Genomic DNA, 24,448 nt, shown 5'->3' on the forward strand with positions numbered 1-24,448 from the left:
CGCGCCGAAAACGACGGCCGTGACCGTCTTGGTATCACCGGCATCCGGATCGGTGTCGTTGGTCAGCACGTTGCCGCTGGCAACCACACCACCCGAACCATTGGCGACACCACCCTTCTCCGTCGCATCACCCGCATCGGCAACCGCCGTCGGCGTCGTGTTCGAACTCGGCGTGGTAAACATCACATCGACCCAATAGTTCGTCGACTGGAACGTGCTCGTGGGGAATAGGCTGTTGCTGCCATAGCGGTAGACGCCGTTGCCGCTGGCCGGCGCCGTGAGCGACCCGCTCGTTACGTTCGAGGTGAAGTAGCCGGTGGTCGTGGAATAATGACCGCTATTCGTGTGATAAGACGCCGTATAGGTTTGTCCGACTGTCAGTGACACCGGGCTGGTGAAATAGGCAGTCTGCCAACCGCTGGCTGACTCATTCGTGAAGGTGAGGGTCGCAAGCCGCGTGCCGGTGCTCGACCATAATGAACCGGTATGCGTGCCAGTATCCAGGTCGCCCTTGTAGAAACGAATGCCGGTGACGGTGCCTGCCACGGAGGTCTGGAATTTGACGCCGAGTTCAACGGCTGAGCTATCGTTGGTGTTGACGACCGCCGGCGTCGCCGCGCCGAAGAGAGAGGTGTAACTCGGCCCGCTGACGGTGACCGTGCGTCCCGCCGAGGGTGTTTCCAGGTTGATGTTATCGTCGACGGCGCGAGATCGGATGGTGTATGTGCCCGCTGTCTGCGGCGACCAGGTATAAGTCCAGTTCTCATCGCCCGTCGCCGGATGCCAGCTTGCCCCGTTGTCCGTAGAAACCTCGACGCCGGCGATGACCCCGCCGCCCGTATCGGTGGCGGTACCTGTAATCGTGACTGCGGAGCCAACGGTCGCCGTTGACGGCGCCGTGATGATGGAAGTCGGTGCAACATTGTCCGACGAAGCGGTTGCCGCGACGAGCCCGGATTGCAGCGTCCCGGGCTGAATGCCCATATCGGCAAGCAAGTTGACCATTGCCTGCTGCACGCGCGGGTCCGTCGGCGTCGCCGTGAGATCGTGGTTGTCGCTCAGGCCCCATGTCCAGTAGACCGTGCCGGCGCCGAACACCAATGCACCGCTGGGCGCGCGATAGAGCGTCAGATTGTGGGTCGAGGTCGCATTGCCGGTCGTGTTTCCGTAATCGAGCAAGTAAGTGCTGACCGGAAGCGTCGTCGACGACAGCTTCACGAGGCCGGCCGGATCAAAGCCGTTGTCTACAGCTTCGTCCCATTCGTAACCAAGATAGTTCTTGGTGAGCGTCGCCGTCTGGCCAGGCTGAAGATTGGCGACGCTGGTATTGCGCCAGAAACGCAGATTGGCGTCGTCATAGGGAATAGTGATCGCCTGGAGATTGCTGCCGACATCGTCGACCTTAAACAACTGTCCGGTCAGCGAGTTTTCCGGGTTTCCGCCGCCGATAGCAGGTGGGCTGAGACGCGGATCCCGGAATGTGCCCGTCCATTCGTTGGAAGGGTCGATGCTGGCGGTGGGCGACCAGGTCTCCTTATAGGAGATCAGTGTGCGATAGGGCGTGCCGTCGGCGCTGTAGGCATTGCCCCAACGGGTGCGCCAATAAACCTCGTTGCCGCTCCAGAACATCAGGTTGACGCCCGCATCGCGCGCGGCTTCGACATTGGTTCGCTGCTGTCCAGACCAGTATTCGTCGTGCCCGGCATCAACATAGGTTTTGTGATTGAGCAACAGGCTGCCATAACGGTCGACGTCGACACCCGACAGGTAGGAGACGTCATAGCCGTTCTGTTCCAGCCAGTAGATGCCTGCATATTCGGCGCCGAACAGATAGTCCTGCGGACCGGCATAGGTGCCGACCCCGCCGCGGGTCGCAATCGGCCTGTTGTAGCTGACCGCATAGGCACGACCCGCCCCCTGGCCTGTCGCCGGACCATTGCCGCCATAGAAGTTAGCGCCACCCCAGCCGTTATAAGCTTGCCATGTCTCGTCTGCAGTCTGGAAGACGATGTCGCTGTGGCTGTCGTCATCCCGCACGATGAACGGGATTTGATTTTCGCCAAAGGTGCCATCCTGTCGCACGAGCTTGGCGATGTAGACGCCCGAGACGGCATCATTGGGTACGGTCCACGACGCCGAGACTGCCCAGTTGCCGGCATCCACCGTGCCGGTCGAGGCGTTGCGCAACGGATTGGGCTGCGTCTGCAAACCGGTATGCTGCATGGTCGCGACCTTGCGCGCGCCCATGCCGCCATAATAGCCGAGCCGATAGATGTCGATCCGATAATTGGTGGAATTGGTATTGATCTTGAAGCTGACCGTCTTGCCGTTGTCGACGCTGATGTCGGTCGCAAACCCCTCGATGTTGGAGCTACCGGCACCGTCGATGCCCCACTCACTCTCCGGGTTACCCTGCTTCTGGTTTTCCAGCACGATCGCGTTGCTGGCCGCCGCCGCCGCGGCCGCCAGATTTTGCGTTGCCAACGACCGCTGTGTAGAAGGTGGCGTTGTCACCGAGCCGGAAAGGATGCCGATACCCTTGGATGTGGACGTGCCCGTTCCGATTTCTCCGCCACCGGGCAACGATCCGTTCAAGATCGTCGAATCCGTCCACGTTGCGGTCCCGCGCCAGCCCGAGAGCGGGGACAAATCACGGTCGAGAAGCGGATCGCTGACCGAGGCGCCTATGGCCCGTTTGATCTTCTGCACATAGTCCGGGCCCTCGGTCAGCTTGGTTCCCGACAATTGACCGTCCTGTTGAAGCAAGGCGCCGCCATGCGCCCAATCGAGAATCCGCGTGGGGGAGGTAAAGTAGCCGCATCCGCACACACCAAAGGGCATGCCAAATGCCAGCGAATTAGCGCCGGCATGCTGGGCTGTCGCCTGCGCTGACGGGCTCGATTCGAGAATGACGACCTTGCCCGAGTGCGCACGCTCAGCCGCCACCGCAGCAGAACCCTGCCCGGAAACCGTCGGTGCAGGGCTTTGCGGCAGATACGGAGCCAGAGGATCGTCGCCTATGGAGCTCATTCCAGCATAGGTGCGATAAAAGGGCGATGCGGCCCCGAATGCAACTCCGTTCGCGTCCCGCTCGAAACGCGCAAAACCAAGCGTGTAGGCGGGCAACCGTGACGCGGCAGTATCAGCGCTTCGCCCCCCCGTTTCGAGATTTGTCGCGACAGTGTTGGCCATGGGCGGCTGCGCGCGGGGGATATCAGCTCGACCGTCCGCGTCGCCGATCACGCCCTCTCTCCGTCCAACGTCATGCTCATTGAGCTCCACGTTGTTGTCGGGATTGTCGACAAGCGTTCCATCATGCTTGCTTCCATCCGCGGTTTGCACGGATGTCGCAAGTTGAGCACTATCCTCGCGCCTTTCGGCAGGCTTGCGCGGCTTTCCCTCTCCGCCGACGGCCAACCATCGGGGAACCAGCGAATCCAACAGGAGGGAGCGCGAGCTCCAGCGGCGAGCGTTGCGATACATGGCGGGCACCTCTCGCGTGATTTTCAGGATCGAATCTATGAGGATCGTTTGATACGAGACCCTGAATTATAGCCGAAAAATGAGAGGGTATATCCTACGCCTTTCGCTCTACATGCGGCATCCTTTGGGCAAACGGCCGTGTTGCGTCGCCCACGTGATGGATGGGACGCGTGAGGTCGCGAAGATTCGCCCTTCCTGTGCAAGGCTCGAAGCCGCGGCGGTGGCTTCACCATCGCCGCATGGTGGCGCTCATGCTGGCCTCCCAAGCAGGAGACCACGCACCGGACCGTTCGTGCGATAGCATAAGCCGCTGGGCCCGTTGATTTTTCGAGGCGATGCCTCTGTGTCGCGCAGAAGATATGTGCTTCTGCTCGATTTAGGCTTATGCACCCTCCTCACCCTATCAATTGTGATTAGGCAAAGTAAACGACCTCCACCTTCCTCAAGGCTTCGCCACACTGCACACTAGCGATGTGGTTTCGGGCTTGGCGTCCGGCGTTCGAACAGCGCTTAAGGCATCGGACCAGCGTCCGTTGAAGGATGTTTTGAAGGCGAGACATGTACATGAATCTATCGCACCGCGTCCCTCACCTGTTCTTTCGAGCAACGTTTGTCATCAGTGCACTGGTCTTTCTTGCCGGAGCTGCATCGCCGGCTCTCGCCGATAGCGCCCCTTTGGCTCCACAAACGAAAATCCGCCTGACGGTCGTCCAATGGATGCCGTCCAAGGGCCAGTTTGAGCGATGGGATGCGATTGGCGGCGAATATACGGTTTCGGAGGCAGGTGAAGTCTCCCTGCCCTTTCTAGGGTCGCTGCCGGTTGGAAATCTGGACAGTGCCAGCCTGACCAGCGAGATTGGCAAGCGCCTTCAGGCAAAGATGGGTTTGGCCCAGACACCTGCGGTGACCATCGACGTTCTCGACTATCCGGCCATTTACGTCGTCGGAGACGTGATGGCACCGGGAGAATACAAGTTTCACTCCGGCCTCAGCGTCCTGCAATCCCTGGCCATGAGCGGCGGCCCGTTGCGGGCTGCGGCACAGCAGCAAACGGAGACGATCAAGCTTGCCGGCGAGCTACGAGAAATCGACCATTCGCTGCTACGCAGTTCGGCAAAGCTCGCGCGGCTGCAAGCGGAGATGGCCGGCGCGAAGGAGATCGTCTTCGATCCGCCGCCCGCTGCCGATCGGCAGTATGCCGAGAGTATCCACCAGGAGGAGCGGGTCATTTTTCAGGCCCGTGCAAGCGCGCTCGACAAGCAGTCGGTGGCCCTCGTCGAATTGCGCAATCTCTTGAATGCGGAAATCGATACACTGGAAGAAAAGCTGAAAGGCTCGGATGACAATATCCAGTCGGTCGAGGAGCAACTGACGAGCGTGAAGACGCTTGTCCAGAAGGGCCTCACGATCACCTCACGACAGATGGATCTGGAACGATTGCTCACCAACTATCGCTCCGACCGGCTCGACCTGGTCACCGCCATCATGCGGGGCCGCCAGGCGATCAACGAGACGACGCGCAATCTCGAGGGACTTTCCGACACTCGTCGGAGCGAGATCGCTTCCGAGGTGCAGGCGGAAAAGGCCACTCTCGATCAGCTCAAATTGAAGCGCGACACCACGCAACAACTGCTTCTCGGAGAGCTGTCGACCGGCATAAACGTGAATAACCGCGATGAAGAACTCCCGCTGACCTTCATCGTGAGCCGGCGGGACAAGGGACAAGTCAATCAATTCCAGGCATCCGAAACGACGGAATTGGCGCCGGGCGACGTGGTCAGGGTAGCCAAGCCCCGTATCACGGATGCGCCGTCCGAAGACGCCGCTGCGCTGCCTGTTCAGACAGAGGCCAATATCAGTCAGGTAAGCCGGTGATACGCGAAAGGCATGTGCCGCAATTGGCCCTGCGGCGGGCGATTGAACGCCGGCACCGGATAACGGGCATGGGCATCCGATGACTTTGCGCATGACCCCACCCAGCAGCCAGACCTACACCCAGATCCTCAAATCGACGATGCTGATGGGCGGCTCTTCGCTCGTCAATGTCGCACTCAGCATTATCAGAAACAAAGCCATGGCTGTTCTGCTCGGGCCGGAAGGCATGGGACTGATGGGCCTCTATGGATCGATCCTCGATATCGCGCAGGCGATTGCCGGGCTTGGCGTGGGCAGCAGCGGCGTGCGCCAGATTGCCGAAGCTGCGGGCACCGATGACGCAGAAATGATCGCACGATCAGCAACAGTGCTGAGACGCATATCGATGGTGCTCGGATTGTTTGGTGCGCTCCTTCTCGCCGCATTGGCATTCCCGGTTTCAAATTTCACTTTCGGCGGCTACCAGCATGCCGGTGGCATTGCACTGCTGTCGCTGGCAATCTTCTTTCGACTGGTCTCCGCAGGGCAGACTGCATTGATCCAGGGCCTGCGCGGCATTGCCGATCTTGCCCGTATCAACGTGCTTGCCGGGCTTATCGGCACAGCTGTCAGCATCCCGCTGATCTATCTGTTCGGCCTGCAGGCGATCGCACCGTCCCTCGTGGTCATTGCGGCTGCCTCAATCCTTCCGACCTGGTGGTACAGCCGGCGGATCTGCCCGCATCCCTCGCCAATGCCCACGCGCCAGTTCGGTCGGGAAGTGTCGGCACTGCTCAGGCTCGGCTTCGTCTTCATGGCAAGCGGGCTTCTGACCTTCGGCGCGGCTTATGCCATCCGCCTCATCGTGCTGAAGGAGGGCGGTGTCATGGCGGCTGGATTGTACCAGGCGGCCTGGGGCCTTGGCGGTCTCTATGCCGGCTTCATCCTGCAGGCGATGGGAACGGATTTTTATCCGCGCCTGACCGCGGCGGCCGACAACAATGCCGAATGCAATCGGCTGGTCAATGAACAGGCGGAAATCAGCATGCTGCTCGCTGGCCCCGGCCTGCTCGCCACCCTGACGCTTGCGCCGCTCATGATGAGCCTGTTCTATTCGGCGGAATTTCAGGGGGCAGTCGATCTTCTGCGCTGGATCTGCCTTGGAATGATGCTGCGGATTATTTCCTGGCCGATGGGTTTCATAGTCGTGGCAAAGCGTACCCAGGCGATTTTCTTCTGGACGGAGGTTGCGGCGGCGGTCGTGCATGTGGGGCTTGCCTGGCTCTTCGTATCGCTGCTCGGCACGCAGGGAGCCGGTATGGCGTTTTTCGGCCTCTATGTCTGGCACAGCATGCTGATCTATGTGATCGTGCGGAAGCTGACCGGTTTTCGCTGGTCCGCCGCCAATCGCAGACACGGGCTGCTTTTCTTGCCCGCATCGGGACTGGTATTCCTGATGTTCTCGATTTTGCCGCTATGGCCGGCGACGGTGATTGGCTTCGTCGCCGTCGCTCTCTGCGGGCTCTACTCGCTGCGCATGCTGATCGACCTGCTTCCGCCGGAGTCCGTGCCCGCAACCATCCGCGGATGGATCACGAAATCTGCATAACGAAACAATGCGCGTATCCGGAGATGCGCGCATTGTTTCGTTATGCAGATTGTTTTTACCTCAGGCAAATGCGGGTTCAGGCGACAGCGACATCCATGGCACGTTGCACGCTGGCGGCTCCGACGGTCGCTTCCGCAAGGGCTGCGCGCAATGCCTCGACGACCCGGTCCATGTCAGACACGGTCATCTGGGCATAAAGCGGCAGGATTATCGTTTGCTGCTGCGCAGATACGCTTCGCGTCAGGCTCGTGGCAACGCGGTGGGAGGTCTCACCGGAATAGGCTCCCTCCAGATGAATGTTCATCACACCACGCCGAGTCGAGATACCCTGATCGAGCAGGGTCTGCATGACGGCCCGCTGGTCGACCGTATCGGGCAACCTCACACAGAAGCTCTGCCAATTGCTGCGAGCCCAGCGCGGCTCGGCCGGCAGCGAAAGCCCTACAATCGTCGACAGACGCTCGCAATATTGCTCGGCAAGCAGCCTGCGCTGGGCAACCAATTCCGGCAGCCGCCGCAATTGCTCGCGTCCGACGGCCGCCTGAAGATCGGTCATCCGGTAGTTGTAGCCCAACTCATCATAGTCTTCGAAGATGACTTGTTTGGAGCCGTGACGAACGGCATCGGTGACGCTCATGCCATGCTGGCGCCAGAGCCGGAACTTCCGGTCATATTCGGGATTGGCCGTCGTCAACATGCCGCCATCGCCTGTCGTGACGACCTTCCTGGGGTGGAAGGAGAAGCAGGCAATGTCGCCATGCGCTTTGCCGATCTTTTCCCAACGACCGTCCCACAGGATTTCGCTTCCGGACGCACAGGCTGCATCTTCGATAACCGGTATCGAGTGGCGCTTGCCGATCTCCACGATGGCGCGGAGATCGCAAGGCATGCCGAGCTGATGCACGCAGAGAATTGCCCTGGTGCGAGGCGTGATTGCTGTTTCGATCAGGCTGGGGTCGATGTTGTAACCATCCGCTTCGATGTCGACGAATACCGGCACTGCATCACAGTATCGAATCGCGTTCGCCGTTGCGATGAACGAATGGCTGACTGTGACGACTTCATCGCCGGCGGATATGCCAACAGCCTTCAGGGCCAGATGCAACGCGGTCGTGCAATTGGACATGGCGCAAGCATGCGCGGCGCCCACAAAGGCAGCGAATTCACGCTCGAAAGCCGCGACTTCCGGCCCCTGCGTCACCCATCCCGACAGAATAACGCGGCGCGCAGCCTCAGCCTCTTCTTCCCCGAGGACGGGTTTGGCAACCGGAATTATGGATTGAGATGAGCTCATGCAGCCTGCCCTCCTGCGCTTGTCTGCTTTTGCCACCAGGCAACGAGATCGCGAAGCCCTTGCTCCATGGAGATCTCCGCCTTGAAGCCGAGGAGCCGTTCGGCCTTGCTGATATCGGCAAGGCGACGGGTCACGCCGTTGACCGTGCGGGCCTCTTTGTGCTGCGGTTCGAGTGAGGAACCCATGATGTCGCTCAGCATCTTCGCGAGTTCCAGTAGACTTATTTCCTTGCCGCTCGCGACGTTGAACACTTCGTCCGTGACATCGCTTTTCGCGGCCAGAATGTTTGCCCGGGCGATGTCGCGTGCATCGACGAAGTCCATCGTCTGGCTACCATCCCCATAGATGAGGGGCGGCATCCCGGCCACCAGGCGTTCCATCCAACGGATCAGAACTTCCGTATAGGCGCCGTAAACGTCCATGCGCGGCCCATAGACGTTGAAATAACGGAGCGCGACATAGCGCAGGCCGTACATCTCCGCAAAACTACGCAGCAGCCCCTCGTTGAATGTTTTCGCCGCGCCGTAGATCGTCCGGTTATTGTACGGATGGTGCTCTTCGGTCGTTGGAAAACTCTCGGCAAGCCCCAGAACGGAGGCGGAAGAGGCAGCAACTACTTTCGATACGCCCGCCTTGACGGCGGTTTCGAGAACGTTGAACGTCCCCTCCGCAAGGACATCGAAAGCCAGTCGAGGCTCTTCGGCGCATTGCGTGATGCGGATGGCGGCCTGATGAAAGACGATGTCGACGCCTTCAAAGACTTTTGCCAGAAGCGCTCTGTCGCGGATATCCCCGTCGATGATCTTAACAGGCGCGCTTGTTATCGCCGAGCTGAGATTGTCCCGGCGCCCGCGCACGAAATTGTCGAGGACGATGATCTCGCGAGGTTTTTCCAATGCGACAAGATCGGCAATATGCGAGCCGATCAGACCGGCCCCGCCGGTAATGAGCACCCGTTTGTCTCTCATGATCTTCCCTCACGCGACATGTTCGTCATCGGATCATTATCCGAACGCCAACGTATGAATTTCGCAGGTACACCTGCGGCGACCGAGAACGGTTCGACGTCGGAAACGACAATTGCCCCCGCTCCAATGATCGCCCCCTTCCCGATGGTCACGCCGGGAAGAATGGTCGCGTTCGTTCCGATATCGGCCTCTGCGCAGATGCGTACCGGCTTGATTTCAAGATCCGTGCGAATGATCGGCACATCCAAGGGCAGTGCCGTGTGGGTCGAGCCAAGCACCTTGGCGCCAGGTCCCCACCCGACAGAATCCTCGATCACGAGATCGCGAGCGTCGAAATAGGCCATCGGCCCGATCCAGACATTATCGCCGATCTTGCACCGGCCGTCGAAACGACCCTGGATATAGGCCTGAGCCCCGATGAACACCCCATTGCCGATGTCGAACGTCTCGGGATGTTTGAAACCGGCACCGCCTGCAACTTGCAATCCTGTGCCACAGCTCCGCGCGATGGCTTGCCAGATGGCTTTTCGCATCAGAGTATCGATGACACCGTCACCGGCCGCGAAACGACCGTAGAGCTCAATCAGGCCGGCGCGCCCGTATGACTGCCTCAGTTCTTCGGCCAGCCCGGCCTGATAGGCAGGGTCCGCCGGCCTTTCATGACGGCCGTGGACCGCCTGCACGATCCGGGCCTCGCCCGCACGATCAACTGACATAGGCGTTCTCCAGCGCGGCGGCCACCTGGTCGACGTGCCACGCCGGCATCTCCGGATAGATCGGCAGCGAGAGGACCTCCCGTGCGGCGGCTTCCGAGTTTGGGAAATCGCCGGCCTTGTAACCAAGGTCGGCATGGGCCTTCTGCAGATGCACTGGGATCGGATAGTGCAGCCCGGACTGAATGCCCTCCGCGCTCAATACGCGCTGAAGCTGGTCACGATCGCGGCTTCTGATAGCATAGACGTGATAGACGTGGCGCCGGTCGGAGATTTCGACAGGAGTCCTCAAATTCGCCGAACCGCCAAGCAGCAACGAGTAGCGGCGTCCATGGGCGCGCCGCGCTTCGGTCCAGGCTTCGAGATGCCGGAGCTTGATGCGCAGGATCGCACCTTGAATGGCATCCATGCGGTAGTTGAAGCCCTTCAGCAGATGGTGATAGCGCTGTTCCTGACCCCAGTCGCGCAGCATCCGCATCGTCTTGGCCTGATCGTCGCTGTTGGTGACGACGATACCCCCCTCGCCGCAGGCGCCGAGATTTTTGCCGGGATAGAAGCTGAAGCAGCCGGATGTGCCGATACTGCCGGCGCGCGCGCCTTTGTATTGCGCTCCGTGCGCCTGGCAGGCGTCCTCGATGACCGGGATCCGGTAGTGGTCGGCAATCGCTTTGATCGCGTCCATATCGGCCATCTGACCGTAGAGATGGACGGGAATAATGGCCTTGGTTCGGGCCGTAATCTTAGCCTCGAGTTGCGCCGGATCCATCGTCAGCGTCACGGGCTCGACATCGACGAATACCGGTCGTGCACCTGCGTAGCAGATCGCCGATACGGTCGCGACGAAGGTAAATGGCACGGTGATGACTTCATCGCCGGGGCCGACGCCTGCCGCGAGAAGCGACAGATGCAGGGCACTCGTCCCGGTGTTGACGGCTATCGCATGTTTGACGTTGCAATAGTCCGCGAATTCCTGCTCGAGGCGGGCGACCTCCTCGCCCAATATGTATTGCCCCGAGGCCAGGACACCGAGGACGGCGGTGTCGATTTCGCTCTTGATGGATTGATATTGTGCTTTGAGATCGAGGAACGGGATCATGCAATGCGCCTCGCCTCTTCGAGCTCGATGATACGACCGCGCTGGGCGAGCGACCGGCTTGCGGCTTCAAGGATGCGAACGACCCGCAGCCCGGCTTGGCCATCCGTAATGGGCCGCGAATTTTGCTCGATGCACTCGACGAACTGATCCAGTTCGCGTTTTAATGCCTCGGTCATATCGAGCTTGGGCGCCCACATGTCGCCGCTGCGGTACCCGACCATCATCTGATGCACCTTCTCGCCGTAGGCCTGAGAATTTGGGTTCAGCGTGATGCCCTTGTCGTAAACCTTGATCTTTTCGCTGGGCTCCAGATCGTCGTAGACGACCATCTTGTTGCTGCCGCCGATCAGGGTGCGGCGCACCTTGACCGGCGCCAGCCAATTGACGTGGATGTGGGCGATCAGCTTGCTTTCGAAGAAGAGCGTCAGATAGGCGATGTTCTCAGGCTCGCCGAGCACATGGCTCATGCCCGTCGCCGAAACCGCCACCGGCCTTTCCTGCACAACATGGTCCAGGATAGAGAGATCATGCACCGCGAGGTCCCAGATAACGCTGACATCGTGCTGGAAGAGCCCCAGATTGACCCGGACCGAGTCGTAATAATACATGTCGCCCAAGCCGCTCTCGACGAGTTCGCACATCTTGCGGACGGCGCCGGTGTGGACGAAGGTATGATCCACGGCCAGCACGAGGCGTCTGCGCGCCGCTTCTTCGACCATCCGTGCGGCTTCCTCCGTCGTCGATGCCATCGGCTTTTCGACGAAGACATGCTTTCCGGCCATCATCGCCTGCATTGCGAGCTTGAAATGGGTCGAGACCGGCGTTGCGATGGCGATTGCATCCACCTTTGGATCGCGCAGAACTTCCTCGAACTTGTCGGTGATCGTTACTGCTGGATACCGGCTTTTAACAGCCGCCAACCGTTCGACATTCAGATCACAAACTGAAACGAGATGCGCGCCGGCCGCTTCCGAGATGTTACGAACCAGATTCGGACCCCAATACCCATACCCGACAACAGCGATGCCGATCATTTCATTCCTCCCAACGCATACATGTCGACTGCCCCGTCATTGACGCGACCGATCACCCTGGCTGGAACGCCCGCGACAATGGCGCCATCAGGCACGTCCTTTGTTACAACCGCACCGGCGCCGACCTGGGCAGCCTCTCCGATGGTCACGCCAGGCAGAATGGTGGCGTTGCTGCCGATCGATGCGTAGCGCTTGACCAACGTCGGGATGAGGATCCAATCGGCCTCCGTCTGCAGGCTGCCATCCGGATTGACGGCGCGCGGGTACATGTCGTTCGTAAACATCACCCCGTGGCCTATGAACACGCCGTCCTCCAGCGTCACGCCCTCGCAGAGGAAGGAATGGCTGGAGATCTTGCAGTCTTTTCCGACGATGACGTTCTTCTGAATCTCGACGAAGGTGCCGATGCGCGTTCCTGCGCCGATCGTGCAGCCGTATAGATTCACCAGATCTGGATGGTGGATGATGCTGCCGTCACCCAGCTTGACGTTTGATGCAATCATCCCTGCAAAACCCCTACTCCTGAACAAGCCCAGATTCTCAGTTGAAACAACAATCGCTTGATTGCACCCAAGGTTTCATACCGACAGGACAAATACTTCTCTTCACTTCAAAGAGAATTGTTTTCTTCATCTGAGTAAAGAAACAAAACGTTTAAGGTTATTCACCTAAAGGCGTATCTACTTATGACGACTTACGCCCTTATTCACGCATCGACCGACATTGGTGGTGGGGCCACCTCCCACACCCGTTACCGGACCCATGCCGGAGACGACGATTGTTTCCATGCATTTAGTGGCCCGCCCAAAATGCGGTGTAACGGCGCAGACTATTCTACAAACCTCCTAGTAATATATAAGTCTACCCTAGATTTATCATTCTATTTCCGCCTTACGATGGTAGTTGTGCGCTACTTAGCCTATATTAGCTACTGTAACGTTCCGCGAATTGTGGTATTCGATTCCTACTTTAGAGTTTCCTAAACCCCCGTATTGAGAGGGGTTGGTACTCGAAGCCGTAGTGAGAGCGTAAACGTGTTAGGGGAGGGTGAAGCTGTGAATTCAGCACTTATACCGAATTTAGACTCCAGGCAGGAGAACCTAGCCTTTCCCCTTACGATAGAAAGTAATTCGACGGCACTTGCCTTGTCGACAAGACAAACGCATTCGCTTGTCATTCTCGATAATCGTGAACTCGATCGGCAATGCTTGGCGCAATGCATGGCTGCCCAAAAGACGGATTTGCAGATTCTGGCATTTGGATCAATTGAGGAGTGGAAGCAGAAGCGGGACGACTATCCTCCGCTTTCGGCAATCCTCTTGAACGTCGGCGGCAAAAAGATCGATGAACCGGCCGTTTCGGAGCAAATCCGGAAGCTCTCGTCGGAATTTGCATCAACGCCACTCATCGTATTGGCCGATAGCGACGATTTCGGCCAAATCGTCAGGGCGCTCGAGTACGGAGCCAAGGGGTTCATACCCGCCTCGGTCAGCGTCAGTGTGTGCATGGAGCTGATCGCGCTGTCGGTGGCGGGAGGAATTTTTGTACCTGCAAGCGCCCTGTTCGCCATGCGTCACTTGCTGGACTCGAGCAATTCGACCGCGCGCCCGCTAGCCGGCATATTCACGGATCGTCAGGTGGAAGTCGTTGAAGCGCTCCGACGCGGAAAGGCGAATAAAATTATCGCCTATGAGCTCAATCTGCGAGAAAGCACTGTAAAGGTGCATGTTCGTAACATTATGAAAAAGGTCAAAGCAACGAACAGGACGGAAGTCGTGTTCAAGCTCAACGACTTGTTCCAAACCAGTATTCCGGCATGAGCGTGGATAAGGCGTTGTACTGATCGTTGTTGAGGCAAACCTCTTCGTATCTTGGAACCACGGTCTTGCTCAAAAAACCCGATGGCGCGAATGCGTCACCGGGTTTTTTGATGCCGGGGTTCGTCTCCATCCCGTCTCCCGCGATCTTGGCATAATAGCGATCGAGCGCTCGACCACCTGACTGTTGTTTGCGTACTTGCGGATGAACGGCCCCGTCCTGCCCATTCATCCTGCAACGCGTCGCCCGATAGAATTCAGGGCGTACCAGTATTTTGGCCCGATTGTTTGCTTGCAGACCAATTTGATCCAGGGCAATGAATTTCGCACTTCGGGCGAAACTTCAAGAGCAAAGCGCTGAATAGCCATGGCTGTGGCAATATCGAAATTATTGAATGCCATGCCTGCCAGCCGAAGCGCCTCTTTCCCGAGATCCCTGGCAAGAAAACGTCTGAGTTTCTCATCTTTCCTGAGGCTTTCCGCGCCTTGACGAAACAGAATATCGAAAGCCTGTTTTCTTTGCCGGAGGTCGGGAAGAATACTTTGTCCATAGTATTGTAGCGACATGTTCGAAGCATGTCTGCGGTATACGGCTTGGTCTTGGTTGATGTAGCCCACTCCGGCATGTGATGCGAGCCGCAGCCACATCTCCATATCACCGGTATGCGGCAGTTCCTTATGATAGCCGCCGACCTGTTTTTGCAGCGTCGTTCTGATGACGGCCGTCGGTGTCGGAACCAGGTTGTTTGCTCCACTCAACCGTATGAATTGCGGGCCCGACAAGACCTGCATGGGAGCCACACCATTGTCCCCGAGAGGATCGACGCGCTTACTGACGCCGCTCGGCTCAGCTATGAGCGCGTTCCCGAAGGTGAACCCCACATTCGGATGATTGCGCATCAACTCCGAAGCGCGACCCAGCGCGCCCGGCAAGAGATAATCATCCGCGGAGAGAAGCAGGAATAAGTCGCCGCCCGCCCACTCGATTCCGCCATTATAGGTGGCGATGTGGCCCTTGTTTGCCGTGTGCCGCCGATAGGTGACCCGTTTGTCCCGGGATGCCAGAGCCTTTCCGACTTCCGGCGTATTGTCTGGCGAGCAGTCATCCAGAATAAGCACGCGTACATCGACGCCTGCCTGTGACAGAACACTTCCAACACATTCCTCAAGGAAATGAGCGTAGTTGTAGCAGGGAATGACGACATCAACGCGTTGCAAACTTAATCCTCCGCAGGCAATCGTTACGTTCGGGAGTATTTCATGGAACCCGAACCCGGCTTCGTTTCGCTCTGACGCGTTCGTCGCTCCCGATTCATTGGCGCGACGTCGATGCGTGTGCCCGCATCGCTGATTTCGTGCAGGACCATGCAGCTCTCAACAAGGAGGATCGGGCAAGCAGCCGCGAGCCTACACGCTTCAAGCCACTCCGAGCGCGCTCCCACCGGGTAAGCGCAAAACGGGTCCGGGACCGAAATGCATCGTAGAAGGCGACGTTCGGGCTCAAGCTTCCTGATTTCCAGGGCTTCACGTTGGTCACGAAATGAACGATCGCGAGCTTCTGCTCGAGCGCGATGCGGGCGATCGCCTGCGTTGGCTCGAACTGAAAATTCCAGGCGCGGTTCAGGATCTTCCACTTTCCGTCGCAGGCAAAGTTAAGGGCGTCCTGATCCGAATATTCCGTCGTCGGAAAGCGGTCGAGATACTCCAGCGAACGTTCCGTTATTCGCTCGTTTCGCCATTTTTCAAGGTCGATGAGAAGAATGCCGGCGTTGAAATAACGTTCGACCCGAGGGCCGCCTGTCGCACTTGGTCCGATGCTTACAACATTGTCCAGCCAGTAATCCGGTACGGCGCCGATCACTGCCTCGCCGAGATCGATATTCCACAACTGTTCAAGCGCAGTCAGGACCAGGATGTCGCCATCCAGATACAGAGCCCGATTGCAGGTCTGCGGAAGGAACTGCGGCAGAAGGATCCTTGCGAAGGTCATCCTCGATACGCCAGGGCGAGTGGAAAATCCATTTGCGAAGGACAATGTGGCGATGGGATGCCACTGAATGACTGCAGAATTTGCGGGCAGAGAGTCAAAGATCAGTCGCTTTGTTTCTTCGCCTATTCCCTCATGAATGACATGGATATTCAAGGGCCATGCGCTTTGGTTATTCTCGGCGATCGATCTAAGGGCGGTCGCCAAGGGAACGGCGTAGGCCGCATCGACTGCAAAGACGATGGGCCCCAACCGCTGTTTTGCACCCGCAAGGGCGGCTCCTGTTGGTATGCTATGCACATTCATGTTTCCGGCACCATCCCATCGAAAGAACACGAGCTTGCAATGATCGATCTTTCTGTTCACGGCCCGATTGGTACGGCTTCCTGAACGGGAAGGCCGACGGCCGGGGTAGGCAGATGGGTGTAGGCCATTCGCGAGGACTGGACGCCAAGCGTGCTCTTGGTTCCGCCAGACAGCTTCCACTCGAAATACGCGATCGTTTTCTCAAGCCCCTGTCGCAGGTTTACGGTCGGCTGCCAGCCCAGGTCCTGCTTTGCGTGGGTGATGTCGGGCTTGCGCTGCGTCGGATCGTCAATCGGCAGAGGCTTGTAAACAATGCTTGATTTCGATCCCGTCATCTCGATGACCATTTCGGCCAGTTCCCGGACCTGGAATTCTCCTGGATTACCGAGATTGATCGGACCCGTAACGCCGGCCGGCGCCCCCATCAGGCGGATAAAGCCCTCAATCAGATCGTCTACATAGCAGAAGGAGCGCGTTTGCTTACCGTTGCCGAAGATGGTGATCGGCTCGTTTTGAAGCGCCTGAACGATGAAATTGGAGACGACGCGGCCATCATTGGTTTGCATGCGAGGCCCGTATGTATTGAAGATCCGTGCCACGCGGATCTCCACGCCATATTGGCGATGGTAATCGAAGAACAATGTTTCGGCACACCGTTTGCCTTCGTCATAACATGCGCGCGGCCCTATGGGATTGACGCTGCCTCGATACTCCTCGGGCTGAGGGTGGACTGCCGGATCGCCATAGACTTCGCTCGTGGATGCCTGGAAGATCTTCGCCTTGGTGCGTTTTGCCAGGCCGAGCATATTGATGGCCCCGTGCACATTGGTCTTCACGGTCTGCACGGGGTCGTGCTGATAGTGAACCGGAGATGCCGGACAGGCGAGATTGTAGATCTCGTCGACCTCCACATAGAGCGGGAAGGTAATGTCATGACGGAGCACCTCAAAGCGAGGATCGTCAAGAAGATGCAGCACATTGTCGCGCGAACCGGTGTAGTAATTGTCCACGCAGAGGACATCATTGCCCTCTCGCAAAAGCCTTTCGCACAGGAATGACCCCAGAAACCCGGTGCCGCCGGTTACCATAATTCGCTTTTGTCCGTGCATTGGTGTGCTCCGTTGTTGTGATGATTGCCGAAGGACGAGGAACAGGTCAGCAAGCTCCCTTGCCCTTTAAGACCGCAGGAATTGTGCTCAGAAGGATGTGCAAGTCGAACCACAAGGACCGGTTGTCGATGTAGAACTCATCGAGTTGCTGCTGCAGCTCGATATCCGCATTGCTTCGCTCGGATATTTGCCAGAGACCCGTCAGCCCCGGCGTGACGGAACGGCGTTTGGCCCGAAATTCGCCGTCCATCGCCGAAAGGTGGTACTCGGGAAACGGGCGTGGTCCCACGAAGGCCATCTCGCCCGCAATGATGTTTGCCAATTGCGGGAGCTCGTCGATGCTCGAAGAGCGCAGCATATGTCCGATGACCGGAAGGATGCGCGGATCGTCCTTGAGCTTGAAGTGGCTCAACCACTCGGCGCGCATGCTGGGGTTGTCTCGGAATAATGCTTCAAGGCGCTGTTCTGCATCTTGGTACATCGTCCTTAATTTCAGGACGTGCACCGGCTTGCCGGACCGCCCTTCCCTTGTATGCCGGAAGAAGACGGGACCTGGATCGATGGCATAGACTGCGGCCGCTGCGAACGCGATGAATGGTGCAACCACGATCGTTGCAGGGATGGCGATCGCGAGATCGAGGATTCGGCGAACCAGATCCGAGTTGACCCAACTCCCACCAGTGGTGAGGCGAATGCCGATCTCTCCGCCGACATCTGCAGGTCGCAATCCGCTTACCTTGAGGCTCGGCGTGTCGGACAGCAAAATGACTTCCACGAACTTCCGACGCATCGCCGCCAAGTCGGGTCCAAGCGAGCCTGTGTCGCCGGCAATCACGGCAATGGATGGCCCGCCATCGGGCAATGCCTCCAAAGTATCGGGGGAAAAGGGCTCCGGCCTGATACCATACTGCCAGTGGTCCTCGAAATGTGCCACAAGCGCGGGAGTAAGGTTGCGCGCCCCTATGACAACCGCGCGCTCCCCCCAGATTCCAAGTCTCCGGCACAGGCCTCGTGCAAGCCAATGCGCAAGTGGCTGGACAATCAGCCCGAGAGCGAGGAACCCAATAACGGCAAGCAGCAGTCGTTCCCCCTCCGGCAGGACAATTGCTCCGAATGCCGTCAGGACAGCCACCTTGACGGCAGCTATGGTGCGCCGCCGGAGATGTTCGTGGTCATGCAACCGATATCCAGGATAGAGGCCGGCCGACGCGTAAAGGATCATCGCAGCGAATGCTGCGATCGTGAACGTACGCTCCACCATTGTGCCCTCCGAACCCATGGGGAGAACGGACAGGAGAACAAAGTAGGCAATCAAATAGCTTGCAATGTCGCCGGCGACCAGGAAAGACGATGTTGCAAGCCGAGCAAGCTGGCGCCCTAGTGCGACTGATATATTCAACGCTGCCTGTGCAAAGGGATCGGCGGTCTTAGCTGCTATGGGCGGCACGGAACCTGCCGGAATCGCCCGCGACGTCATGTCATTTGATGTGGATGCCTTCGACGGACCTGGTCTCATTGCTGACGAAGCAAATAGGGACATGATGGCTACACCTTTACAGCTGCCGCTTTTGGCACGCTTGATCCAAAAACCTTGTCTTCGATTGGAAACTTCCGAAGCCCCAGTCTCTGGAATGCCGTCAGTGAGATGAAGGTCGGCACGACGAGCGCATAGCGCCGCCACAGCCGTCGCGGCTCGCACAAGAGCCGAAACGCCCATTCGAAGCCGCTTCTTTGAATGAACCTTGGAGCCTGCCGCTTGAGGCCGGCGTGGAAATCGAATGCGGCTCCGACACCGATGAGCATCGATGCTTCCAGACGATCGCGCATGCGCGCCATCCAGAGTTCCTGCTTGGGACTGCTCAGCCCGACCCAGATGATATCGGCACCCGACCGATTGAGCCGGTCAGCAATATCCGTTTCCTCCCGCGTCGACAGGTTGCGAAAAGGTGGCGCATAGAAGCCGACGATCCGTGCTTGCGGAAATTTTGCCAGAAGGCGCGCCTGCAGTTGCTCGAGTGTTTCGGCCGTTGCGCCATAAAGGAAATGGCGCAAGCCCTTGGAGCTGCCGGCATCGAAGACGGATAACATCAGATCCGGTCCATAGACCCTGTCGCTTTCCACATGACCAGCATGTCTCAGCGCCCAAACAAGCGGCATGCCGTCGGGGGTTACGAGGAACGCCCGGTTGTGGATCGACCGGAGCTCGGGATCATCTTGGCAGCGGACGATGCCGTGTGCGTCGCGAACGCACACATATTCCTTTCTGCCGTCTTCGATCGCTTCTTGAATAAATCCCGTCGCGCTTTTGAGATTGACTGCCGAAACGCGAACACCAAGGACATTCGTCCATTCTAGGGAACCCTTTGGATGAAGAACTGAAGTTTGGCTGCTGCCTGCTGATTGATTTCCCATGACCTACGCTTTCGCGATCGAAACTGTCATCAGAATATCCCGGCAGGCCGATTGCCTCCATACTTGCCGCTCCAGCTATTGGACGTAGAAGAGATTTCATATTTACGTCTTATGCCGCGACGACGTACAATATTCGAAGTAAGTCCATGTACCCCACCGCTTGCCATATTGCTCTTTTTGATGACCGTTGGCCCGAAATGGCGCTTCGACCCGCGCAGAGCCGCAGAAGCTATTCACTCTAGCGTGATCAACGCTCGTGAGGTTTGAGCGCGAACAAAGTCGGGAAGAGAGACATGCTCAACCCGATAGGCGAGATGAAGACCCCGGCCGGCGAGCGTTCGGAGACGTCCGACACAACCAACCAGCTGCGGACAGATCTAAGTTCCAGCGGCGATGTGCCGTATGGTTATAGTCATCAGGGAATTCCTGACCCCTATGCCGGGAAGGCTGCAATCGCGATCTTGACGTTCGCGGAACGCTCAGTGCAGAGATGCTGAGACAGCTCGCTGCCAATAATATTGCCCCGCCCACTATGGGAAACCTGCCTCACCCTACCAGATCTCTAGGTCCCCGATTTTGATGCGCATGCCTGCATGCGCTATACCCGCAAGCCTCGCACAGCGCGGGCACGCCGTGGTTGAAGGGCGTTATAGGTCGCCATAGCTGCGGACTCTATCGCCGCATAACACCCCTCGTCGCGGCGCCTTTTGTTACTCGGGCGGCGCGACTACGCTTCCGGTGTCCTCTCCAGCCTTCTGAAGATCTCCTAGGCCGCCGAATTCCCCCGAAAGCATGATCTCCGGATGGACCCTGAAGCTCTTGTCGTTCAAGTTACCGCTGTAGCGGTTGCGCGCGAATTGCACAAATCCAAGCCCAAGATCGGGAGCGTTGACATAGGCCACAATGCCACTGTCACTGTCGACAGATACAACATTCTCCTCAATGCGATTGGGGCGTGCCCATGGCGGACGCCAACCCTTGCCGGTACCCTCATCGACCCGAAAAGCCGCGCCCGATCCGTGTGTGATGACGTTTCCCGCCACCAGGTTGCTCCAACCGCCATTGATACCGATCGCCGCGATGTTGCCCGAGAGCGTATTTCCCTCGATACGCAGTCCGCTCGCCTTCCCATCCGTATAGATCGCCCAGCTGATAGGAGACGGCCATTCGCTGGTATTCTCGTATCCGGGAGGCCAGAACGTTCCATCGACCCTGTTCATGAGATGACCGGTCCCGGTCACCAGATTGGAGCGGATGACGCTGTTGAGAGAGTCGGCTTGCTCCCCCATCATCTTGATGGCGCCGCCATCTGCCGTCTGCTGGTTGGCGTTATGGATCACGTTGTGCTCGATGACAGCGTTATAGACGGCGTCGTTGGAACCCCATAGCGAACCGCCGGCGATTCCGAACTGCGCCGTGTTTTCGATCAGATTGTTGGCGATCCTGACATTGTCAGCCGCCTGGAACCATATTCCTGCGGTTTCAATGTAAACCTTTCCGATGTCATGGATGTGGTTCGAAAGGATTCTGGAGCCGTTCGACTTGCCGAACGTGCCATAATTTGTGCCGACGTAAATCCCGTTGCCAGCCACATCGGCAATCACATTGCCGGCAATCAACGCATCCTTGCTTTCCGTCACATGGACCCCGACGCCGACATTTTCGATGCTGTTGCCGAGAATCTTGACGCCGTCAGCGTGTTCGATCCGTATGGCGCCAAATCCTCTGGTTTCCGTATAGAACTTGCCGCTGCCTTCAGGAGCGCCGTCTCTAAACTCGAGCCCTGATACAACCATCCCATTGGCCCCATCCAATTTGAACAAGGTCGGCAAAATGCCCGCAACGACTACGGAACTGGGTAACGACTGATCGACGGGGATATAATGAAGCTGGCCCGCAACAAGATCGTACCACCACTCTCCGGGAGCATCGAGCAAGGCCTTGGCTCCGGTTAGGAAATAGCGGCTGCCTTCTGCGGTAAAGAAATAGTCTGTGCCTTTGGTATGGACAGTTCGGCCGGCGCCATCGATCGATACAACTGGGAGCGTATCATTGCCCCACTGGCTTCCGGGTTGATACCCTCCAACGATGTCCACGACCAGTCCACTTGTATCACCCACTGGCGGAAGGTCGCCGGCATGGAAACAAAAGCGCGTGTTTCCCTCCCGCACGTCGATGGCAGGCTGGCACTTTGCGGCAAACAACCATCCTTTGCGTGGATCGCCATCAGCGGGAGCGTCGGGAAATCGAGCCCGAGTTTGGCGTATCCCATTGACGAAAAGGTCACCGACCCCCTCATCCGGTGGCAATTTCAGCGGCGCCGTCCAGCGACCATCGGCCTGCTGCGTCCAGTTGAACACGCGTTGCCCCCCATGCAAAATCGGCGCTTCATTGCATCTTGCCGTGACGATCAAGCCCTTATCGCGGGAGTCAAAGACGATCGGCTGAGCAAGGTAGTAATCGCCTTTACCCAGCGCGATTGTGTTGTTGCCGCCCTTCTCACGGGCAGCATCACGGGCTCTTTCAATGCTGGCGAAAGGGCCGTCGCCGCCCTGCTGATCTGCGGTCGGAAGGAGGCCACTCCAGCTGTCTTTGCCGTCGGGAGAAACGTAAAATATCGTCCGTGCCCCGGTGCTGCTGCTCAATACCTCGCTTAATGAAGTCCCATTCAACTTGGCGGACAAAGTCGGCGAAGCTTCCGCGCAAGTCGCCTCCCTGACGAGCATCTGCAAGCGCTCGGGCGCATCTATCTCTGTCCCGACCGGAGCCGGATTGCCGGACTGCGGAAACAGCATGACAGGTAACATGCTCAGCGTCAGTCCAAAGCGCCGCCTCATGATATCTGCAACCCGCTCGCAAGGCCGCGCGAGGGCGCCTGCCAAGGTGGCGCACGGCTGATCGAAACGACGGGCGCATATAGCGAAAACATGATGATGGCTGCGGTAAACAGGATGAAGATGGCGTCATTCTGAGTGAAAAAAATACTCTCGGTCAGATTCATCACCAGAATCATGATCGTAAAAACATTGAGCCAGAGCCACCCGTAGTGCGGATCATTGCAGTGAAGGGTCGCGCCTTGGCGGATTGCATGGAGAAGCAACAGAACAAACGGAATCATTCCCATTATTCCAAAGCTCAACAAGATATCGCGGTATCCATTATGCGCGTGGGGTGCCGCCCATCCGATCTTCAACCACATGCGCGTCGCTTCGGGGTTCACGGTTGTCCAGAATGCCTGGTAACCGTAGCCAACCATCCAACGATCGGATATTTCGCGATCAACCAGCTCCCACAATGGCACCCGACCGGTTAGAGTCGCGTCCTTGCCGAGCGCTTCAAGGGCCGGAACCAGGAATTCGTGAAGCGAAATCAGAATGCCGAGCGACAGCTGGACGAAAAGCAGGACGACGACCACGCGGCCAATGCTGCTGCTTCTTTTCAGGAGGGTATAAAAGCCGATCAGGCAATACGCCACTGACGTTGCAATGATCGCGGTCATCGATCCGGAGCTTGCAAGGCAGATCACACCCGCGGCCAACAGGATGAACGCGGTTCGCCGCAGGCCGAGCGTCCCGTCGATCAGCACAGCCGTCGCCGCCAAGATCATCAGAGACGCGTACCAGCCCAGGACATTCTTGTGAATGAAAATGCCCCGCATAGTGCCATCCGGCATACTGGCGAGGCTTGGTGACACCACTGACATCACCACACTGAGGACGATACAGGCTCCGAGGGTCACAAATAACAGGAACAGCAGCTGCCTTGGGGTGAAACGTATCGCGAGCACATAGGAAAGAAGCACGCAAAACAAAAGACCGATTGCGCGCCTCAAGGTCGTTTGAGGCCCTATTGACCACAGGGTAGACAAAAACGGCAGGATAAGGATCGAGGGAACAATCAGATTTCGCCTGAGCGCTGTTAGAAATTGCGGAAAATTGCGTATCAGGATCACGATTGTAAAGACATATACCGGAAAGCAAGGAAGACGCAGTATAGATTTGGCAGATTCGCTGAGCGTTCCGTCCGCATCTGCCAGGATAAGCGGCAGAAGGGCGCCTGCCTGAAAAAAAAGAGATATGCCGGCACCCCAGCATTCTATGGCCCGCCAACTGATGGTTGGTCCGCTGGGAGTTCCGAGGCTATCTACTCTCATTGTCCGTCCCGACTGACTTGAAAAGACAAGCGACTGTTGATCGCGGCAGATCAAAAAACAGGTGTCGGCCTCCGCGCTGCGCTGCTCTCAAGCAATCATTCAGCCACAGCCGCAGTCAATCTGTCCTAGTGAAGGGCGGGCTACGCCTAATGCACCTTCGCTCCACCCAAAGACGGTGTTGGGCGTAAGCTTTCAGCCGGTCTTTACCCAAAAGACGGGTCTTCATGTCCGCGGATTGCCCTTAAGAGCAGGTGTTGCGCATGTCCGTTCGCCGGTACCGTGGCGATGAGTGTCTTGTGAAGCGTGGCGGGTAAGCCGCGGTTCTACTGGAATGAGGCAACAATTCTGACAGAGGCTCTCTCTGCAGTCGAAGCCTGGAAGGTTTAGGATTACTATGTTCCTGCGTCATGATCCTAGTTCTCTATGCAACACGACGGGCGCTCTATTCGTCGCGGCGACCTCACCGGTTCTGCGCGAGATGCTGTTCGGCCGACAAGCTATTATGGATATCACCATCGCCGAGGCTCCAAACCTCGATGGCTGCTTAAAGGTCGACCTCTCAAGCAACTTTGCGCTGCTGTACGGCGGTGCATCGCCGCAACCCGTCTGAGAC

Annotated in this window: 18 protein-coding genes; 4 read left to right on the forward strand and 14 right to left on the reverse strand. The window is 58.0% G+C overall.

What is annotated here, in order from left to right; genetic code table 11:
- Positions 1 to 3,483 (reverse strand): DUF4082 domain-containing protein (locus FHX10_RS28995; RefSeq protein ID WP_246781268.1); only part of this gene is annotated, 3,483 nt, incomplete at its 3' end.
- Positions 3,484 to 4,047: 564 nt separating this feature from the next.
- Between FHX10_RS28995 and FHX10_RS29000 the strand changes: the two genes are divergently transcribed.
- Entirely contained in the window at positions 4,048 to 5,358 is a 1,311-nt protein-coding gene (locus FHX10_RS29000) for a polysaccharide biosynthesis/export family protein (RefSeq protein ID WP_176707325.1), read from the forward strand.
- Between the two features lie 79 nt (positions 5,359 to 5,437).
- On the forward strand, positions 5,438 to 6,946 hold the full coding sequence (locus FHX10_RS29005; RefSeq protein ID WP_063473674.1) for an O-antigen translocase: 1,509 nt from the start codon (positions 5,438 to 5,440) through the stop codon (positions 6,944 to 6,946).
- A 76-nt stretch (positions 6,947 to 7,022) separates the two neighbouring features.
- On the opposite strand, the gene FHX10_RS29010 is transcribed toward FHX10_RS29005, so the two are convergent.
- Genes FHX10_RS29010 through FHX10_RS29035 form a run of 6 tightly spaced genes read right to left on the reverse strand, consistent with a single transcriptional unit; the run spans position 7,023 to position 12,554 of the window.
- The gene (locus FHX10_RS29010; RefSeq protein WP_029868051.1) at positions 7,023 to 8,240 is read right to left on the reverse strand and encodes a DegT/DnrJ/EryC1/StrS family aminotransferase; all 1,218 of its coding nucleotides are present in this window, start codon (positions 8,238 to 8,240) and stop codon (positions 7,023 to 7,025) included.
- Positions 8,237 to 9,208 carry an NAD-dependent epimerase/dehydratase family protein gene (locus FHX10_RS29015; RefSeq protein WP_029868052.1) on the reverse strand — a complete coding sequence of 324 codons (972 nt, stop codon included), beginning with the start codon at positions 9,206 to 9,208 and terminating at the stop codon, positions 8,237 to 8,239. Before FHX10_RS29015 ends, FHX10_RS29010 begins: the two co-directional genes overlap by 4 nt.
- Positions 9,205 to 9,924, reverse strand: a complete 720-nt coding sequence (locus FHX10_RS29020) for an acyltransferase (RefSeq protein ID WP_029868053.1) — start codon at positions 9,922 to 9,924, stop codon at positions 9,205 to 9,207. Before FHX10_RS29020 ends, FHX10_RS29015 begins: the two co-directional genes overlap by 4 nt.
- Positions 9,914 to 11,017 (reverse strand): DegT/DnrJ/EryC1/StrS family aminotransferase, encoded by a 1,104-nt coding sequence (locus tag FHX10_RS29025; protein ID WP_029868054.1) that lies wholly within the window; start codon positions 11,015 to 11,017, stop codon positions 9,914 to 9,916. The genes FHX10_RS29020 and FHX10_RS29025 overlap by 11 nt, the downstream gene beginning before the upstream one ends.
- Positions 11,014 to 12,051, reverse strand: coding sequence for a Gfo/Idh/MocA family protein (locus FHX10_RS29030; RefSeq protein ID WP_029733100.1), 1,038 nt, complete (start codon positions 12,049 to 12,051; stop codon positions 11,014 to 11,016). The genes FHX10_RS29025 and FHX10_RS29030 overlap by 4 nt, the downstream gene beginning before the upstream one ends.
- Positions 12,048 to 12,554: an acyltransferase gene (locus tag FHX10_RS29035; protein WP_029733099.1), complete on the reverse strand. Its 507-nt coding sequence runs from the start codon at positions 12,552 to 12,554 to the stop codon at positions 12,048 to 12,050. The genes FHX10_RS29030 and FHX10_RS29035 overlap by 4 nt, the downstream gene beginning before the upstream one ends.
- Before the next feature lie 552 nt (positions 12,555 to 13,106).
- Between FHX10_RS29035 and FHX10_RS29040 the strand changes: the two genes are divergently transcribed.
- Positions 13,107 to 13,871 carry a response regulator transcription factor gene (locus FHX10_RS29040; protein ID WP_029733098.1) on the forward strand — a complete coding sequence of 255 codons (765 nt, stop codon included), beginning with the start codon at positions 13,107 to 13,109 and terminating at the stop codon, positions 13,869 to 13,871.
- Positions 13,872 to 14,096: 225 nt separating this feature from the next.
- Here the strand turns inward: FHX10_RS29040 and FHX10_RS29045 are convergent, their stop codons facing one another.
- From FHX10_RS29045 to FHX10_RS29075, 7 genes are all read right to left on the reverse strand, one after another.
- Entirely contained in the window at positions 14,097 to 15,086 is a 990-nt protein-coding gene (locus FHX10_RS29045) for a glycosyltransferase family 2 protein (protein ID WP_028757615.1), read from the reverse strand.
- A 94-nt stretch (positions 15,087 to 15,180) separates the two neighbouring features.
- Positions 15,181 to 16,161, reverse strand: coding sequence for a glycosyltransferase family 8 protein (locus FHX10_RS29050; protein WP_049813635.1), 981 nt, complete (start codon positions 16,159 to 16,161; stop codon positions 15,181 to 15,183).
- A 56-nt stretch (positions 16,162 to 16,217) separates the two neighbouring features.
- Complete coding sequence (locus tag FHX10_RS29055) at positions 16,218 to 17,270, reverse strand: UDP-glucuronic acid decarboxylase family protein (RefSeq protein ID WP_029733095.1); 1,053 nt, start codon at positions 17,268 to 17,270, stop codon at positions 16,218 to 16,220.
- Positions 17,271 to 17,316: 46 nt separating this feature from the next.
- Positions 17,317 to 18,810, reverse strand: coding sequence for a sugar transferase (locus FHX10_RS29060; RefSeq protein ID WP_029733094.1), 1,494 nt, complete (start codon positions 18,808 to 18,810; stop codon positions 17,317 to 17,319).
- Between the two features lie 5 nt (positions 18,811 to 18,815).
- Entirely contained in the window at positions 18,816 to 19,682 is an 867-nt protein-coding gene (locus FHX10_RS29065; RefSeq protein ID WP_029733093.1) for a WecB/TagA/CpsF family glycosyltransferase, read from the reverse strand.
- A gap of 710 nt (positions 19,683 to 20,392) precedes the next feature.
- Positions 20,393 to 22,519, reverse strand: a complete 2,127-nt coding sequence (locus tag FHX10_RS29070) for a right-handed parallel beta-helix repeat-containing protein (protein WP_063473675.1) — start codon at positions 22,517 to 22,519, stop codon at positions 20,393 to 20,395.
- Positions 22,516 to 23,835, reverse strand: coding sequence for an O-antigen ligase family protein (locus FHX10_RS29075; RefSeq protein WP_029733090.1), 1,320 nt, complete (start codon positions 23,833 to 23,835; stop codon positions 22,516 to 22,518). Before FHX10_RS29075 ends, FHX10_RS29070 begins: the two co-directional genes overlap by 4 nt.
- Positions 23,836 to 24,229: 394 nt before the next feature.
- On the opposite strand from FHX10_RS29075, the gene FHX10_RS29080 reads away from it, so the two are divergent.
- Positions 24,230 to 24,445 (forward strand): hypothetical protein, encoded by a 216-nt coding sequence (locus FHX10_RS29080; RefSeq protein WP_029733089.1) that lies wholly within the window; start codon positions 24,230 to 24,232, stop codon positions 24,443 to 24,445.
- The last annotated feature ends 3 nt before the right edge of the window (positions 24,446 to 24,448 follow it).

It is taken from the genome of Rhizobium sp. BK591 (genome assembly GCF_014195045.1).
Taxonomy (GTDB): domain Bacteria; phylum Pseudomonadota; class Alphaproteobacteria; order Rhizobiales; family Rhizobiaceae; genus Rhizobium; species Rhizobium anhuiense.